Source organism: Amycolatopsis iheyensis, from assembly GCF_024703995.1.
In the GTDB taxonomy this organism is placed as follows: domain Bacteria; phylum Actinomycetota; class Actinomycetes; order Mycobacteriales; family Pseudonocardiaceae; genus Amycolatopsis; species Amycolatopsis iheyensis.
This window is the reverse complement of sequence record NZ_JAMXQV010000006.1, coordinates 132,998-147,319: the sequence shown is the minus strand read 5'-3', so window position 1 is coordinate 147,319 and position 14,322 is coordinate 132,998. Positions and strand designations below refer to the sequence as shown.

Below are 14,322 nucleotides of genomic sequence, written 5' to 3'. Positions count from 1 at the left end.
GCCGATCAGGGTAATTACCCAAAGATCGCGCGCCGGGCTCAACGACTCCGGCGCCTGGCCCGTCGGTAGTGGTGATCAACCACCACACGGAGGTGCCAGTGCGAAGAAGACTTTCGGTGTTCGCGGTGCTGCTCGCGGGAGCCGCGGTGCTGACTCCCCCGGCCGCGGCCGCCGCGGCCGCGCCAGAGGGCGTCACGCTGCCCACGGGCGAACGGATCGCCGTCCGGACCACGGCCGACGGCCGGTTCCTCTACGACGTCCGGCCGGCCGCGGAGAAGGGCATGGCGCGGGCGCTGGTGCACCTGCGCCTCGGCGACCGCGACTACGAGGTACCCGCCACCGCGCTCCCCTACCTGGGGCGCGGGCTGGACCTGGGCCTGTTCGACGTCAAGGCGCTCCTGGCCGGCGCGGCCGCCCCGGTCGACCCGGCGAGGTTCGGCGCCGCCCTGGCGAAGCAGTTCAAGGAAGACAACGCGAAGGGCCGCTTCGGGGGTCAGGGGCTCTTCGCCGGGGGGAAGACTTTCGCGCTCTCGGGGACACCGGCGCGGCGGGCCGCGCAGCCCCGCTCGGTGATGCGCACCGTGTCGGTCGACGCCACCGACATCGCCGGCCGGCCGGCCGACACCGGCGTCGCGTTCCTGTACAACACCGACGACGGGAACCTGCTGGACCCCAACGAAAGCCTGAACTACTTCGCCGGCGGCACGGCGAAGTTCAGCGCGCCGGACGGGAACTACAGCGCGCTCGGCCTGTTCTGGACGGCCGACGCCGACGGCAACCCGACCGAGGTGCGCTTCAGCGCGCAGCCCGAGTTCGCGGTCAAGGCGGACAAGACCGTCCGCGTCGACGCGTCCCGCGCGTCGAGCAAGCTGACCTGGGTGACCCCGCGGCCGGCGCTGCTCGACGACACCGGGTTCCTGTTCCGCCGCGCGGCGAAGACCGGCCCGGCGCTGCTCGTCGACTTCGACGCCGGGCCCGGCGTGCCGATCGCGGTGTCGCCGACGGCCGTCCCGGTGCGGACGGGCGCGCTGCAGACCTACCCGTACAGCCGGCTCGTGTCCCCGCCGGGGCCGGGCACGCCGTACGAGTACGTGCTGCAGAAGGCGAGCACCGGCACGATCCCCCGCCAGCGGTACGTGATCACGGCGAACGACGTCGCCGCGGTGGACTCGACGTACTTCAGCGAGTACGCGTCGCTGGGGTTGCGGCAGCGCAGCGGGATGTTCTCCTTCGAGGACAGCGGCGGTCGCGTGTCGCACCCGATCCAGCTGCCGCGCCGGCAGGTGGAGTACGTCTCGGCCGCGCCGGACCTGCGGTGGTTCGGCGGGTTCTCGAAGTACCTCCCGTCCTCGCAGTTCCCCGGCTGGGCCGGCGGGCAGTACGAGGCCTTCCACGTCTACCGCGGCGGGTCGGCGGTCACCGAGGACTGGAACAAGTTCCCGCTCCACCCGGTCGGCGGCGTGGCGCTGCTGCCGCTCGACGACGGCACCGCGCCCATGCAGCCGGCCGCCACGCGGGCCGGTGACCTGCTGCGGGTGTCGATCACGCCGTTCAGCGACAACGAGCCGGGGCACACCGGCTTCGGTCTCTACGGTGAGGCCCGCGACACCATCACCGGGCACTACACGCTGACCCAGGACGGCACCACGATCGCCGAAGAGAGCCCGGCCGGGGTCACGGAGCTCACGCTGGAGCAGGCGGTGGCACCCGGGCCGTCGACGCTGGGGCTGACCGTCGATGCCGGGCGCACCGGGCCGATGTACCACCAGAGCACCGCGACCCACACCGAGTGGACGTGGCCGTCGCAGCACGTCGAGGGCAGCACGCTCCCGGCGGCGCTGGTGTGCGTGCGCCAGCGCGAAGGGGTAGACCGGTCCTGCGGGGCCGAGCCGATGCTGACTCTCGGGTACGCCGTCGGCGGGCTGCGTCCGGACGGGTCCACGGTGGCCGGGCCGCAGGGCTTCGACCTCACGGTCGGGCACCTGCAGCAGAGCGCGGCCTCGCCCGTCACCGGCGCGACGGCCCAGTACTCGCTCGACGGCACGACCTGGCACGACGCGACGGTGACCCCGCGCGGCGACGGCGTCTTCCACGCGGAGTTCACCGCGGTGCCCGAATCGTTCCGCGGTGGGGACGTCTCGCTGCGCGTCACGGCTGCCGACGCCGCGGGGGCGACCGTCTCCGAGACGATCACCGCCGCCTACCACGTCTACCCGTCCTGAGGGGAAGGTCCACTGTGCACAGATCGATCATCGGCGTGCTGAGCGCCGTCCTCGTCGTCGCGCTGGCGCCTGCCGCGTCCGCGGACCCCGGTCCCCGCGCGGCGTGTCCCGAGCGGGCCGGCGTGGCGCACTGCCTCACCACGTACACCCCGGTGCGCGCGTTGGCCGACGGCCCGGACGGCTGGGGTGCCGACGACCTGGCGTCGGCGTACCGGCTGCCCGCCGACGCGGGTCCCGGCACCGTCGTCGGCATCTCGATCGCCTACGACGCCCCGAACCTGGAAGCCGACCTCGCGGCGTACCGGACGCAGTACGGCCTGCCGCCGTGCACCACCGCGAACGGCTGTTTCACGAAGGTGAACCAGCAGGGTCTCGCCGGTCCGCTGCCCGCCGCGAGCTTCGGCTGGGCGATGGAGTCCACTTTGGACGTCTCGATGGTGTCGGCGGCGTGTCCGTCGTGCTCGATCGTGGTGGTCGAGGGCAACACACCCGGATTCGCCGACCTGGCGGAGACGGAGGACACGGCGGTCCGGCTGGGCGCCAAGGTGGTGTCGAACAGCTACGGCGCCCGGGAAGGCGGCGCGCCGCTGGCGTACGCGAGCCACTACCAGCACGCGGGCGTGACAGTGGTGGCTTCGTCGGGCGACGCGGGCTTCACGGCGGCGAACTACCCGGCGGTGCTGGCGTCCACGATCGCGGTGGGCGGGACGACACTGGCCCGGGACCCGGCGTCGGCCCGGGGCTGGACGGAGTCGGCGTGGCAGTACGGCGGCAGCGGCTGCTCGGCCTACATCGCGAAGCCGGCCTGGCAGCACGACACCCACTGCGGCAAGCGCACGGTGGCCGACATCGCGTCGGCGGCCGAGAACATCGCGATCCACTACGCGGACGCGGGCGGCTGGCTCCCGGCGAACGGCACGAGCGCGTCGGCGCCATTCGTCGCGGGGCTGGTCGGCCGGTCGGGCCACGCCGGCACGACGCAGCCGGCGGGTTTGTACGCGAGTGCGTTCACCGATGTCACGACGGGCACCAACGACGCGGCGGGAGCGGGCAAGAAGTGCGGGGGTGACTACTTGTGTGTTGCCGGGGCCGGCTATGACGCCCCGACCGGGGTGGGCACGCCTCTCGGCCTGACCGGCTTCTGAGGGTCCTGTGGTGGATGGCTCAGTCCCGTCGCCGGGCGACAGGACTGAGTCATCCACCACGTTCCGGCGCTCAGCCTGGCCGGCACAGGCCTCGCTCGTAGGCCAGCAGCCCGGCGTCGGTCCGGTGCGTGCACTCCAGCTTGCGGACCACCTGCGCCACCAAGGTCCGGACCACCGGCTCCGCCAGCTCCAGCCGCGCCGCGATTTCCGCGTTGGTCAACGCCTGGCCGACGAGCACCAGCACCTCGCGCTCCCGGGTCGAGAGCCGGTCGACCCGGGCCAGCCGCTCGTCGCGGGGGCCGGAGAGCACCGTCGCCGCCGAGACCAGGCGGCGGGAGGCGTCCGGGGAGAGGACCACGTGCCCGTCGGCGGCCAGGCGGACCACCTTGATCAGCTCGTTGCGGCGGGCCGAGCGCAGCACGAACCCCGCCGCCCCGTCACGCAGGGCGCGGAGGATCCCGGCCTCCGAATCGAACGTCGCCAGCACGAGCACCGCCGGCCGGCGGAAGACCGGGCCCAGCGGGGCCAGGCGCGGGTCCAGCAGCACGACGTCCGGCAGCCGGCGGCGGAGGGTGGTGCGGGCCGCCGCGGCGTCGCCGGCCGAGCCGACCACCTCGATGCCGTCCGCCTCACCGAGCAGGTCCGCCAGGCGCGTCCGGACAGCCGGGTCGCGTTCGGCCACCAGAACGCGGACCGGCAGGGCGAGCTCCACGTCAGTCCTTGGGCCGCAGGCGGATCAACGGCAGGTCGGTGCGGGAGGCGCCCACCAGGTCACGCCCGCCGGGGCCCTTGAGCCGCAGCTCGCGGAACCGGACGGACGACAGCTGCGCCGCTTCGATCGGGTAGACGTCGCCGTAGCGCTTGATCTTGTCGACCAGCTCCTTGCCCAGCAGCTCGACCAGGCCGGCGTGCCGGGTCGCCCCGCCGCCCAGCGGCACGTCCAGCTGCTTGCGCACCTCGGGGAACCGCTGGTCCAGCTCGACGGCGAGCTGGTGGATCGTCACGTAGGCCGGGCCGAACTCCGGCGCGTCGGGCCCGGGCGGGATTTCCTTGAGCACCTTGACGAGCTTGTCGTCCATCCCGAGCCTGTCCCACAGGGTCACGTTTTCCTCCCGTCGCGGCCGCTCACGTCTACCAGAGGACGGGCACGCGGTCCACTCCCCCGGTGACACGGTTCGTCCGGACCTCCAGTTCATCGACGCCGACGGCCAGCCGCAGCCCCGGGAACCGCCGGAACAGCGAGCCGAACACGACGCGCAGCTCGGTGCGGGCGAGGCTCGCGCCGATGCAGAACCAGCCGCCGAAGGCGAACGACAAGTGTGAGTTCGGCTTGCGGTCGGGGTCGAACTCCCCGGCGTGCGGGAACACGGCGGAGTCCCGGTTCGCGGCGGCCAGCGACAGCACGACGGCGTCCCCGCGAGCGACGCTCACCCCGCCCAGCTCGACGTCGTCGTGGGCGTACCGCAGGATCCCGAGCCCACCCGGCGCGGACAGCCGCAGGATCTCCTCGACGACACCGTGGGTCCGCCCCTCGGGGTCGGCCACCAGCGCGTCGCGCCGGGCGAGGTCGGTGAGCAGGTAGAGGACGCCGAGGTCGATCCGGTTGGAGGTGGTCTCGTGCCCGGCGAACAGCAGGCCGGCGGCCAGGCGCGCGAGGTCGTCGTCGGTGAAGGCCGGGTCGTCGGCCTGCGCCCGCACCAGGTCCGACACGACGTCCTGGCCGGGCGCCCGCCGCTTGGCCGCGGCGAGCCGGCCCATGTACGCGGCGAACTCGTCGAGCGCGGCGTCGGCGCCGCTGCCGATGTCCATCCGGCCCATCCGCTCGGACAGCACGCGGAAGGTGTCGCGGTCTTCGTAGGGCACGCCCAGTAGCTCGCAGATGACGAGCACGGGCAGCGGGAACGAGAGCAGCTCGTGCAGGTCGACGGGCTCTCCGGCGCGCCGCGCGTGTTCCATCTCGGCGTAGCAGCCGTCGGCCAGCTCCTGGACGTGCCCGGCGAGCCGCCGGATCCGGTTGGCGGAGAAGGCGGGCACGAGCATCTTCCGCATCCGGGCGTGCTCGAGGTGCTCGGTTTCGTGGTCCCCCTGCGGCCGGCTCAGCACGGCGGCGTCCGAGAGCGTCGAGGCTTCCTCGGGCGCGGGGTGCGAGCGCCCGAACCGCGGATCGGTGAAGACGGCGCGGACTTCGTCGAACCCGGTGACGAGCCAAGCCGGATCCCCGGCCGGGGTGGTCACCGGAACGACCGGCCCTTGCCGGCGCAGCACGTCGAACAGCGGAGCGATCTCGAGGACGTTCGGCCGCTCGAACGGCAGGCGCGGAGTGTCCGTGATCATCGGGTCTCCTCCCGGACGCGACCGGTCGGCACGACACGGCGGGCCGGTCACCGGCCGCTCCCCCCGGTCCCCCTGCGCTCAACGGTACTCAGAAACCCGGGCGGCGGCGGGGAACGGGAAGTTCCCCGCCCTTTCGGGCCACAACACCAACCCGATCCACCGCGGCGACACCCGAACTGTCCGGCATCCGTGGTTCCCGGCCCCATGCGCCCCAATGTGGCCTTGGTTGCGTCTGACGCACCCAATGTGGCCTTCGGTGCGTCTGACGCACCGAAGGCCACATTGGGGCGCTTGAGAGCCGGCCACGAACGAACCGGAACTGTCGGTCCCCTCCGCTAAGCTGGATTTCGGGGGGCCGAGGGCCGCGCTACAGCATCTTCCATGCCTGGGTCAGCGTGTCGCGGAGGATCTGCTCCATCTCGTCGAACTCGCGCTGGTCGCAGATCAACGGCGGTGACAGCTGCACCACCGGCTCGGCGCGGTCGTCGGCCCGGCAGTACAGCCCCGCCTCGAACAGCGCGTCCGACAGGAAGCCCCGCAGCACCCGCTCCGATTCGGCTGCGCTGAAGGTCTCCTTGGTCACCTTGTCCTTCACCAGCTCGATCCCGTAGAAGAACCCGGCCCCGCGGACGTCCCCGACGATCGGGAGGTCCGTCAGCTTGTCCAAAGTGGACCGGAACGCGTCCTCTCGGGACAGCACGTGGTCGTAGAGGCCTTCACGCTCCATCAGGTCCAGGTTCGCCAGCGCGACCGCGCACGAAACCGGGTGCCCGCCGTAGGTCGACCCGTGCATGAACGTCGTGGCGCCACGCGTGAACGGCTCCATCAGCCGCTCCGAAGCCAGCACCGCGCCCAGTGGCGCGTACCCGGACGTCAGCCCCTTCGCCGTCGTGATGATGTCCGGCTGGTAGCCGTACCGCTTGGCCGCGAAGTCGTGGCCGACCCGGCCGAACGCGCAGATCACCTCGTCCGACACCAGCAGTACGTCGTGACGGTCGCAAATCTCCCGCACCCGAGCGAAGTACCCCGGCGGCGGCACGAAGCAGCCGCCCGTGTTCTGCACCGGCTCGAGGAACACCGCCGCGACCGTGTCCGCGCCCTCGAACTCGATGGCCTGCTCGATCTGGTCGGCGGCCCAGCGCCCGTAGGCCTCGTAGTCGTCGGCGTGCTCGGGCGCGCGGTAGAAGTTCGTGTTCGGGACGCGCAGCGTGCTCGGCACCAGCGGCTCGAAGTCCGCCTTCGCGCCGGGAATGCCGGTGATCGACAGCGCGCCCTGCGACGTGCCGTGGTAGGCCAGCGCGCGGCTGATCACCTTGTGCTTCGTCGGTTTCCCGACGAGCTTGAAGTACTGCTTGGCCAGTTTCCACGCCGTTTCGACGGACTCGCCGCCGCTGACGGTGAAGAACACCCGGTTCAGGTCGCCCGGCGACGCGGCCGCGAGCCGCGACGCCAGCTCGATCGCCGTCGGGTGCGCGTGCCCCCACAGCGGGAAGTACGCGAGCTGCTTCGTCTGCCGCGCCGCGGCCTCGGCGAGCTCCTCGCGGCCGTGACCGACCTGGACCGCGAACAGGCCGGCGAGCCCGTCCAGGTAGCGCTTTCCGCGGGCGTCCCAGATGTAGGGGCCTTCGCCGCGGACGATCACCGGCACGTCGGTCTCGTCGTAGGCGGAGTGGCGGGTGAAGTGCATCCAGAGGTTGCTGCGAGCGGACTGCGCGAGGCCGGCGGCGGTGTTGGTCATGCCTCGGTTATCGCACGCCTCGACCACACAAGGCAAGCGATTCAGTCGTACAGCCGAACTTGGACGACTAATCCATGGTCAACCTAGCGGCGACAGCTTCGGATTTAGTCGTCACCCTCAGCGAGTCCCCCACTGGTAGGTCTGCTTCCGCAGCTTGAGGTAGACCATCGCCTCGGCGTGCCGGACGCCGGGCAGTGCGCGGATCCGCGTCGAGATCAGCTCCAGCAGCGCCTCGTCGTCCGCGCAGACCGCCTCGCACAGCAGGTCGTAGCGCCCGGCGCAGAGGATCACGTACGCGATTTCGTCCATTTCGGCCAGTGCGTCGCCGACCGGCTCGAGCGGCCCCTCGACGGTGATCGCGATCATCGCCTGCCGGAACAGCCCGACCTGCAACGGATCCGAGACGGCGACGATCTGGATGACGCCGGAGTCCGACAGCCGCTGGACCCGCTGCCGGACCGCGGCCTCCGACAGGCCGACCGCCTTGCCGATCGTCGCGTACGCGCGCCGGCCGTCCTCCTGCAGCTGCGCGATGATCTGCCGCGAGATGTCGTCGAGCACCGGCGGCGCGGGCCGGCTGGGGGTGTCCTGGCTGCTCACTCCCGGATCATCCCGGACGCGGGCGACACAGGGCAAACCCGGCGCAGACGTCACGGAATGTCACTAAATACGAAGACGCTGGCCAACACAAACGACGGATTTAGTCGTCTTCAGCGCGTTGACAACACCGAATCGGTGCTGTTCCATCCGTCGCACCTTGCCCCCGGCCGGAGGGAACGCCCGTGTCCCGCACTCCCGCCCCGCCCGTCACCCCTGCCGCCGCTCCGGCGACGACACGCACCCTCACGCGCTCCATCGGCGTCGGCGGCGGCACGCTGCTCACGCTCAGCTGCGTGACGCCGGCGTCGTCGCTGTTCGTCCTCGTGCCCCCGCTGTTCGCCGACCTCGGCACCGGCACCGCGCTCGCCATCGCGCTCGCGGTGCTGCTCTGCGTCGGGATCGCCTTCTGCTACTCCGAACTCGGCACGCTCGTGCCCAGCGCCGGCGGCGAGTACGCCATGGTGACGACGGTGGCGAACCGGTTCGCCGGCTGGCTGACGTTCATGCTGTCGTTCATCGTCATCCTCGTCGTGCCGCCGATCATCGCGATCGGCGTCGCCGACTACCTGGCCGCCGTCGTCGACATCAGCCCATCGGTCGCCGGGGCGCTGGTGATGCTGGCCTCCACCGTGATGGGCCTGCTCAACCTGCGGTCCAACGCCTGGATCACCGGGATCTTCCTGGTCATCGAGATCGTCGCGATCTTCGTCGTGTCACTGCTCGGCTTCACGCACACGACGCAGAGCCCGGCCGTGCTGCTGAAGCCGAGCCTCGGCACGAGCTCGATCGGGCTGATCGCCGTCGTGGCCGGGCTCGCCGTCGCGTTGTTCGTGGTGCAGGGCTTCAGCACGGCCGTCTACCTCGCCGAGGAAATGCGCGAACCCCGCAAAACCGTGGCCAGGACGGTGTTCTGGACGCTCGGGATCAGCGCGCTGGTCATCCTGGTGCCGGTCGTCGCGATCACCCTCGCGGTGCCGGACGCCGCCGCGCTCGCCGGCGTCGACCTCACCGCGCTGGTCACCGGCTGGAGCAGCTCCGCGCTCGGCGCCGCGATCAGCTTGTGCATCGCCGCGGCGATCGTGAACGCGGTGATCGTCATGGTCATCCAGAACTCGCGGGTGCTCTACGCCTCCGCCCGCGACCAGGCGTGGCCGGCGCCGGTGAACCGCGCGATGAGCGTGGTCAGCGCCCGGTTCGGCGCGCCGTGGGTGGCGACGCTGGTGGTCGGGCTGTCCGAAGCCGTTCTCTGCTTCGTGCCGGTGGACACGCTCAGCGGCGTCACCGGGGTCGCCGTCGTCGCGCTGTACCTCAGCGTCGCGGCCGCGGCGCTGCGGGCGCGCCGGGCCGCGCACCGGAAACCGCACGTGTGGCGGATGCCGGCGTGGCCGGTCGTGCCGGTGCTCGCCGTCGCGGCGCTGGCCTACGTCCTGGTCGAGCAGAGCGCGCTCGACCTCGGCATCACGGCCGGGGTGCTGGTGGTGTCGGCGCTGTACTGGTGGGGTTACCTGCGGCGCCGCCCCGAACGGTGGGTCGTCACTGTCCCGCAGGACTAGGCGGTGTCCTGCAAGTCAAGCTCGCGGTCTTCGCGCCCAGGCGGCCCCTGGCGGCACGGGCGGATCACCCGAGTACGGCCCAGTACGAGGGTGCTCCGCCCGCACCGCCAGGAACCACCTGGATCACGAAGCCCATCGAGCAGACTCACAGGACACCGCCTAGCGCCGTCCCCGGAGCTGACGGATGCCGACGACGATCACCGCGAGCAGGCCGGCGACCGCGACCAGGACCCAGATCCAGGTGGGAATGCCCACCGCGTCGACGCCGGCGGGCGCCGGGGTGCTGGGGGCGGTGGTCTGCGCCACCGCGGACGTCTCCGGCGCGGCCGCGGCCACCGCGGCCGTGAGGGTGAAGTGGACGGTGCCGGCGACGTTGTCACCGTCCTTCGCGACCACCTTCCAGGACACCGTGTAGTCCTGCGCCGGGCCGGCCGGGGTCACCGGCACGGTCACGACCGTGCCGTCCACCGTCGCGGGGCCGGCCTTCCAGGTGCTGCCGTCGCGGCCGGTGACCTCGACCGGCTCCGGCGGCAGCTTCACGGGCTCGCCGAAGGTCAGCCGGATCTGCGTCGGGGCCGTCGCGACGGACGCCCCTTCGGCGGGTGAGCTGGACTCGAGCTCGGTGTGGGCCGAGGCGGGCCCGGCGAGCACGAGGAGCCCGGTGAGGGCGGCGAGCACGGCTCCGGAAGCGCGGCGGAGGATCATTCGGACATCCTGCCCTATCCGCCCGTGCAGTCTTCGTGTCCACCCGTGCAGCCGGGTGGGTCTCCCTTCTCATCGCGGCGCGCATTGGCCAGGATGGACGCCTGGGTGGCGAGGGAAGGACCTCAATGGCGACAGTGCGCGACGAAGCCGACGCACGGCGGCAGCTGCGGGTGGAGCACCGGCGCGAGCAGCAGGAACAGCACGGACCGAAGGAGAACACCTCGGAAGTCGGGCGACCGGGCGGCACCGGCGCGGCGGCGCTCGTCGCCGACGGCTCCGACGTGATCGCGCTGGACTACGCCGAAATCGACGCCGCCAAGAAGGCGCTCGACGAGCGCCAGCAGGAGCTGGCGGGTTACCTCGAAAGCGCCGGCGACCTCGGCACGCCGCTGGCCGACGGCAAGGGACCGGTTTCGCACTGGATGCGCCGCTCGTTCGGCCTGCGCGGGGGCGCGGAGGCCGGCGGTGTGCAGTCGGCGCTGCGGTCGTACCTCGCCGAACTGGCTTCGCTGCGCCAGGCGCTCGACACCGTCGCCGCGTCGCACCGCAGCAACGACGAGGAGGCCGCGGCGGCCCTGCGGGCGGGTGAGCCGGATGCCTGAGTTCCATTCGACGCACCACCGGCCGACCGCGCGGGAGCGGGCCAAGGCCAAGCGCGTCCGCCGGGAGAAGGCGGCCAACAGCCGCGAGGCCGCGTTCGGCCGGATCCACTGGGACAGCTACGACCACCGCGAGCTGTGGGACATGATCCACTCGGCCGAGACGCGGAAGCTCGGCGCGCAGGCGCACCAGTGGGGTGAGCTGGCCCAGGGCGTCGACACCGCCACCGGGGACGTGCACGCGCTGGTGCAGAAGCTGCTGCTGTCGTGGCGCGGGCCGTCGGCGGCGCAGGCGGCGGATTCGGTGCAGCGGCTGACCGGCTGGGCGAGCACCGCGGGCGAGAACGCGTGGCACATCGGCGACGGCCTGCACACCTACACCTCGGCGATCGACGAGGCCCAGAAGCGGATGCCGGAGCCGGTGCACTACTGGGCCGAGCGGTGGTTCCAGGAGGGGTACGCCGTCAAGCGGCTCGACGGCCCCGAAGGCACGTACATGCTGGACGAGCTGCTCGACGACAAGCTGCCGACCAAGAAGCAGGCGGACCAGGCGAAGGCGGCAGCGGTCCGCGTGATGGAGCAGTACGAGAGCGCGAGCCACGACGTCCGGCACCGGCTGCCCCCGGCGTTCGACGCGGCGCCGCAGGTCAGCGCGCCGAACTCCGACGTCGTCGTGCCGCGGGAGCCACGTCCGCCGGTCACGCCGGTGGTTCCGCACGACCCGGAGCCGCCGGTCGGGAACGAGCCGGGCCAGGGGCCGGACGACTCGACGTCGACCGCCTCCGCGCTGCTTCCCACGTTCACCGGGGCCGGCCTGCCGGGCGGGCTCGACGGGGTGATCGGCGCGGGCACTTCGTCCGGGCCGGGCGGCGGCTTCGGGGGCGTCGCGGGAGTTCCGGGCGCCGCGGCGTCGGGGTCGGGGACGCTCGGCGAAGGTGGCCGGGCCGGCACCGGCCGGTTCGGGACGAGCGCGGCGGGCTTCGGGCCGGGCGCGTCCGCGGGCCGCGGTTCGGGCGCCGGGTACGGGATGTACCCGCCCGGCCAGGGCGCGCGCCGCGAAGAGGACACCGAGCACCGCGACAAGTACGCGAACGGCTACGACCTGCTCGACGACCTGCCGCCCGCCTACCCGCCGGTGTTCGGCGAATGAGCGGGTTCCACGCCGACCCGGCCGCGCTCGACGCGCTCGCGTTGCGGCTGGAGGACGCGGCCGCGGAGTACGCCGCCGTCGACCTCGCGCCTGCGGGGGACCTCGGCCCGCCGTCGGTGTCGAGTGCGCTCACCGCGCTGACGGCCGAGTGGTCCGGCAGGATACGGGCGGTGGAAACGGACTTCACGGCGGCCGCGACGAGCGTCCGGGCGGCCGCGAAGGTCTACCGGGGCGCGGACACCGCCGCGGCCGAGGACCTGGGCCGCGCCGATGGCTGAGTTCCGCGGCCTCGGCTTCGACCCGGTGCCGGGCCACCCCGGCGCCGTCGCCGAAACCGCACGCCAGTACGCCGACGCGGCCACCCGGCTCGGCGAAACCCCGGCCCCTGGCGAGATCCCGGAGTGGGCGGGCCGGTCCGCCCAGGCCCTCGCCGGCCGCGCGGCCCGGGCCGCCGCGGGGCTCGCCGATCTGCCCGACACCCTTCGCACGGCCGCGGCGATCCTCGGCGGCTGGGCCAGCACCCTCCACGACCACCACCGCCGGGCCGAAGACCTCGACCGCCGCGCCACCGCCGCCCGGCGAGCCGTCACCGATGCCGAAGACGCCGTCGAACGCGCCGAAACCGAAGCGCAGTTCTCCCCCGGCACCGAAGCCCAGCTCGCCGCCGCCCGCGCGCGGCTCGAACAACGCCGCCAAGACCTCGAGCGCGTCCTCGCCGAAGCCCGCGAGCTGGCACGCGCCCACGCGACCGAAGCAAACCGCGTCGCCGACCGGCTCCGGGCGCTCGGCGACGGCGGGCCGCTGCCCAGCGCGCCGGATTTCCGTTACGTGACAACGCATCTCGAGACGTTCTCGGCCGCCGGGCGCGACCTCGGCGCCACCGTCGCGAAAACGCCCGTCGCGCCCGTGACGCCGCCGCCGGGTGCCGTGGGCGCGTTCGCCGCCGCGCTGGGTGGCCGGTGAAACTGCCCGCCGTCCCGGGGATCACCCCGGTCACCCTGGCCTCCGTCGAGGCCACCACCGCCGAGCTGCACGCGCTGATGGCGCGCCTGCGTGGCCCCGACGCCGCCCGCGACCTCGGCCTGGAGGCGGCCGCGGTGCAGTCCGCGGAAATCGCGCACGAGCACCGCGCCGGCCTGCTCGCCCTCGTCGAACACCGCGACGCCGACCCGGCGCTGCTCATCGCCGGGGTCGTCCCGGTCGAGGGCACGATCGAGGACGCCGCCGACCTCGGGCACTTCGTCGCCGACACGACGCCCGGCATCCGCGAGGTCAGCCACGCACGGACCGGCCGCGGCTACCCGGTGGTGATCGTCGAGCGGATCGGGCTGTCCGGCGCGCAGCTGCAGGCCGTCGTGCTCGACCCGGACCGGCCGCGCGCGGCCGTGTTCACGCTGCACTCCCCCGGCGGCCGGGGCTGGCTGGAGGTCGCCGGCCTGGCCGGGACGCTCGTCGCCGGCGTCGACCTCACCCCCGCAGCGCCTGCTCCCGGAACTCGCGCGGAGTCCGGCCGGTCGCGCGGCGGAACGTCCGCGAGAAGTGCGGGGCGCTGGTGAACCCGCAGTCCCGCGCGATCTCCGCGATCCCGCGGCCCGCTTTCGCCGGATCCGCGAGCAACGCCTTGGCGCGCTCGACGCGCAACCCCTTCAGCCGCTCCGAAACGCCCTGTCCGTCGTCGAACAGCTGGTACAGCCGCCGACGCGAGATGTACAGCGCTTCGGCGATCTTGTCCGCGCTGAGCGACTGCTCACCGAGGTGCGCGCGCATGTACTCCAGCGCCTCGCGCCGTCGCGACGCCAAGGCGTCGACCCGGTCGAGCTCGACGCGCAGCGCGCTGCGCAGCACCAGCTCGGCCAGGCCCAGCAGGTGGTGCGCCAGGCCGTGCGGGTCGAGGCGCGGCCCGGCCGACAGGACGTGCGCGACCGCGCTCGCGAACAGCGACCGCAGCGGCGCGTCGACTTCGACCGGCCGGAACATCAGCGGCCGCAGCTCGGCGAAGGAGATCGACAGCTTCGCCGCGGCGACGGTCAGCAGCACCACGCCGGCGGGCAGCAGGTGCAGCGTCGCGTCGGCGAACGTCAGCCGCGCGCCGGACTCGGCGACCGCCCGCGGCACCGGGCAGCGCAGCAGCAGCTGGATGCCTTCGGGGTCACCACCGCCCCCGAGGATCGCCGCGCGCGCCGCCGCCGCACCCGAAGCACGCACGACCAGGTACCCGCTCGCGGGTACGTCAGCAGACTGCGGCTCGGCCATCGGCACCATCGTGCCCGACGGCG

The 14,322-nt window shown here is 73.0% G+C and carries 15 protein-coding genes; 8 read left to right on the top strand and 7 right to left on the bottom strand.

What is annotated here, in order from left to right; genetic code table 11:
* Positions 1-98: 98 nt before the first annotated feature.
* Both M8542_RS13125 and M8542_RS13120 read left to right on the top strand, forming a co-directional pair.
* On the top strand, positions 99-2,222 hold the full coding sequence (locus M8542_RS13125) for a hypothetical protein (RefSeq protein WP_257920390.1): 2,124 nt from the start codon (positions 99-101) through the stop codon (positions 2,220-2,222).
* Between the two features lie 14 nt (positions 2,223-2,236).
* Positions 2,237-3,367: a S53 family peptidase gene (locus M8542_RS13120; protein ID WP_257920389.1), complete on the top strand. Its 1,131-nt coding sequence runs from the start codon at positions 2,237-2,239 to the stop codon at positions 3,365-3,367.
* 70 nt (positions 3,368-3,437) lie between these two features.
* Here M8542_RS13120 and M8542_RS13115 read toward each other — a convergent pair whose 3' ends face one another.
* From M8542_RS13115 to M8542_RS13095, 5 genes are all read right to left on the bottom strand, one after another.
* Positions 3,438-4,079, bottom strand: a complete 642-nt coding sequence (locus M8542_RS13115; RefSeq protein WP_257920388.1) for a response regulator transcription factor — start codon at positions 4,077-4,079, stop codon at positions 3,438-3,440.
* Between the two features lies 1 nt (position 4,080).
* Positions 4,081-4,470, bottom strand: coding sequence for a hypothetical protein (locus M8542_RS13110; RefSeq protein ID WP_257920387.1), 390 nt, complete (start codon positions 4,468-4,470; stop codon positions 4,081-4,083).
* Between the two features lie 28 nt (positions 4,471-4,498).
* Complete coding sequence (locus M8542_RS13105; protein WP_257920386.1) at positions 4,499-5,701, bottom strand: cytochrome P450; 1,203 nt, start codon at positions 5,699-5,701, stop codon at positions 4,499-4,501.
* A gap of 367 nt (positions 5,702-6,068) precedes the next feature.
* Positions 6,069-7,439 (bottom strand): aspartate aminotransferase family protein, encoded by a 1,371-nt coding sequence (locus M8542_RS13100; protein ID WP_257920385.1) that lies wholly within the window; start codon positions 7,437-7,439, stop codon positions 6,069-6,071.
* A 117-nt stretch (positions 7,440-7,556) separates the two neighbouring features.
* A complete protein-coding gene (locus M8542_RS13095) occupies positions 7,557-8,039 on the bottom strand; it encodes an Lrp/AsnC family transcriptional regulator (RefSeq protein ID WP_257920384.1) in 483 nt (160 codons plus the stop codon).
* Between the two features lie 182 nt (positions 8,040-8,221).
* On the opposite strand from M8542_RS13095, the gene M8542_RS13090 reads away from it, so the two are divergent.
* Positions 8,222-9,592: an APC family permease gene (locus tag M8542_RS13090; protein ID WP_257920383.1), complete on the top strand. Its 1,371-nt coding sequence runs from the start codon at positions 8,222-8,224 to the stop codon at positions 9,590-9,592.
* Positions 9,593-9,751: 159 nt separating this feature from the next.
* Here M8542_RS13090 and M8542_RS13085 read toward each other — a convergent pair whose 3' ends face one another.
* On the bottom strand, positions 9,752-10,297 hold the full coding sequence (locus M8542_RS13085) for a copper resistance CopC family protein (protein ID WP_257920382.1): 546 nt from the start codon (positions 10,295-10,297) through the stop codon (positions 9,752-9,754).
* A gap of 125 nt (positions 10,298-10,422) precedes the next feature.
* Between M8542_RS13085 and M8542_RS13080 the strand changes: the two genes are divergently transcribed.
* The 5 genes from M8542_RS13080 to M8542_RS13060 are packed head-to-tail and all read left to right on the top strand — an operon-like array spanning position 10,423 to position 13,602.
* Positions 10,423-10,899, top strand: coding sequence for a hypothetical protein (locus M8542_RS13080; RefSeq protein ID WP_257920381.1), 477 nt, complete (start codon positions 10,423-10,425; stop codon positions 10,897-10,899).
* Positions 10,892-12,046, top strand: a complete 1,155-nt coding sequence (locus tag M8542_RS13075; RefSeq protein WP_257920380.1) for a PPE domain-containing protein — start codon at positions 10,892-10,894, stop codon at positions 12,044-12,046. The genes M8542_RS13080 and M8542_RS13075 overlap by 8 nt, the downstream gene beginning before the upstream one ends.
* Positions 12,043-12,324, top strand: coding sequence for a hypothetical protein (locus M8542_RS13070; protein WP_257920379.1), 282 nt, complete (start codon positions 12,043-12,045; stop codon positions 12,322-12,324). The genes M8542_RS13075 and M8542_RS13070 overlap by 4 nt, the downstream gene beginning before the upstream one ends.
* On the top strand, positions 12,317-13,009 hold the full coding sequence (locus tag M8542_RS13065) for a hypothetical protein (RefSeq protein WP_257920378.1): 693 nt from the start codon (positions 12,317-12,319) through the stop codon (positions 13,007-13,009). Before M8542_RS13070 ends, M8542_RS13065 begins: the two co-directional genes overlap by 8 nt.
* Positions 13,006-13,602, top strand: a complete 597-nt coding sequence (locus tag M8542_RS13060; protein WP_257920377.1) for a hypothetical protein — start codon at positions 13,006-13,008, stop codon at positions 13,600-13,602. The genes M8542_RS13065 and M8542_RS13060 overlap by 4 nt, the downstream gene beginning before the upstream one ends.
* Here the strand turns inward: M8542_RS13060 and M8542_RS13055 are convergent.
* Complete coding sequence (locus M8542_RS13055; RefSeq protein ID WP_257920376.1) at positions 13,514-14,299, bottom strand: helix-turn-helix transcriptional regulator; 786 nt, start codon at positions 14,297-14,299, stop codon at positions 13,514-13,516. The genes M8542_RS13060 and M8542_RS13055 overlap by 89 nt on opposite strands.
* Between the last annotated feature and the right edge of the window lie 23 nt (positions 14,300-14,322).

Bases quoted from the DNA above. Each gene is read 5' to 3' on its own strand.
- M8542_RS13105 (WP_257920386.1), bottom strand. From the start codon at position 5,701: ATGATCACGGACACTCCGCGCCTGCCGTTCGAGCGGCCGAACGTCCTC.
- M8542_RS13080 (WP_257920381.1), top strand. From the start codon at position 10,423: ATGGCGACAGTGCGCGACGAAGCCGACGCACGGCGGCAGCTGCGGGTG.
- M8542_RS13065 (WP_257920378.1), top strand. From the start codon at position 12,317: ATGGCTGAGTTCCGCGGCCTCGGCTTCGACCCGGTGCCGGGCCACCCC.
- M8542_RS13085 (WP_257920382.1), bottom strand. From the start codon at position 10,297: ATGATCCTCCGCCGCGCTTCCGGAGCCGTGCTCGCCGCCCTCACCGGG.
- M8542_RS13100 (WP_257920385.1), bottom strand. From the start codon at position 7,439: ATGACCAACACCGCCGCCGGCCTCGCGCAGTCCGCTCGCAGCAACCTC.
- M8542_RS13055 (WP_257920376.1), bottom strand. From the start codon at position 14,299: ATGGCCGAGCCGCAGTCTGCTGACGTACCCGCGAGCGGGTACCTGGTC.
- M8542_RS13075 (WP_257920380.1), top strand. From the start codon at position 10,892: ATGCCTGAGTTCCATTCGACGCACCACCGGCCGACCGCGCGGGAGCGG.
- M8542_RS13070 (WP_257920379.1), top strand. From the start codon at position 12,043: ATGAGCGGGTTCCACGCCGACCCGGCCGCGCTCGACGCGCTCGCGTTG.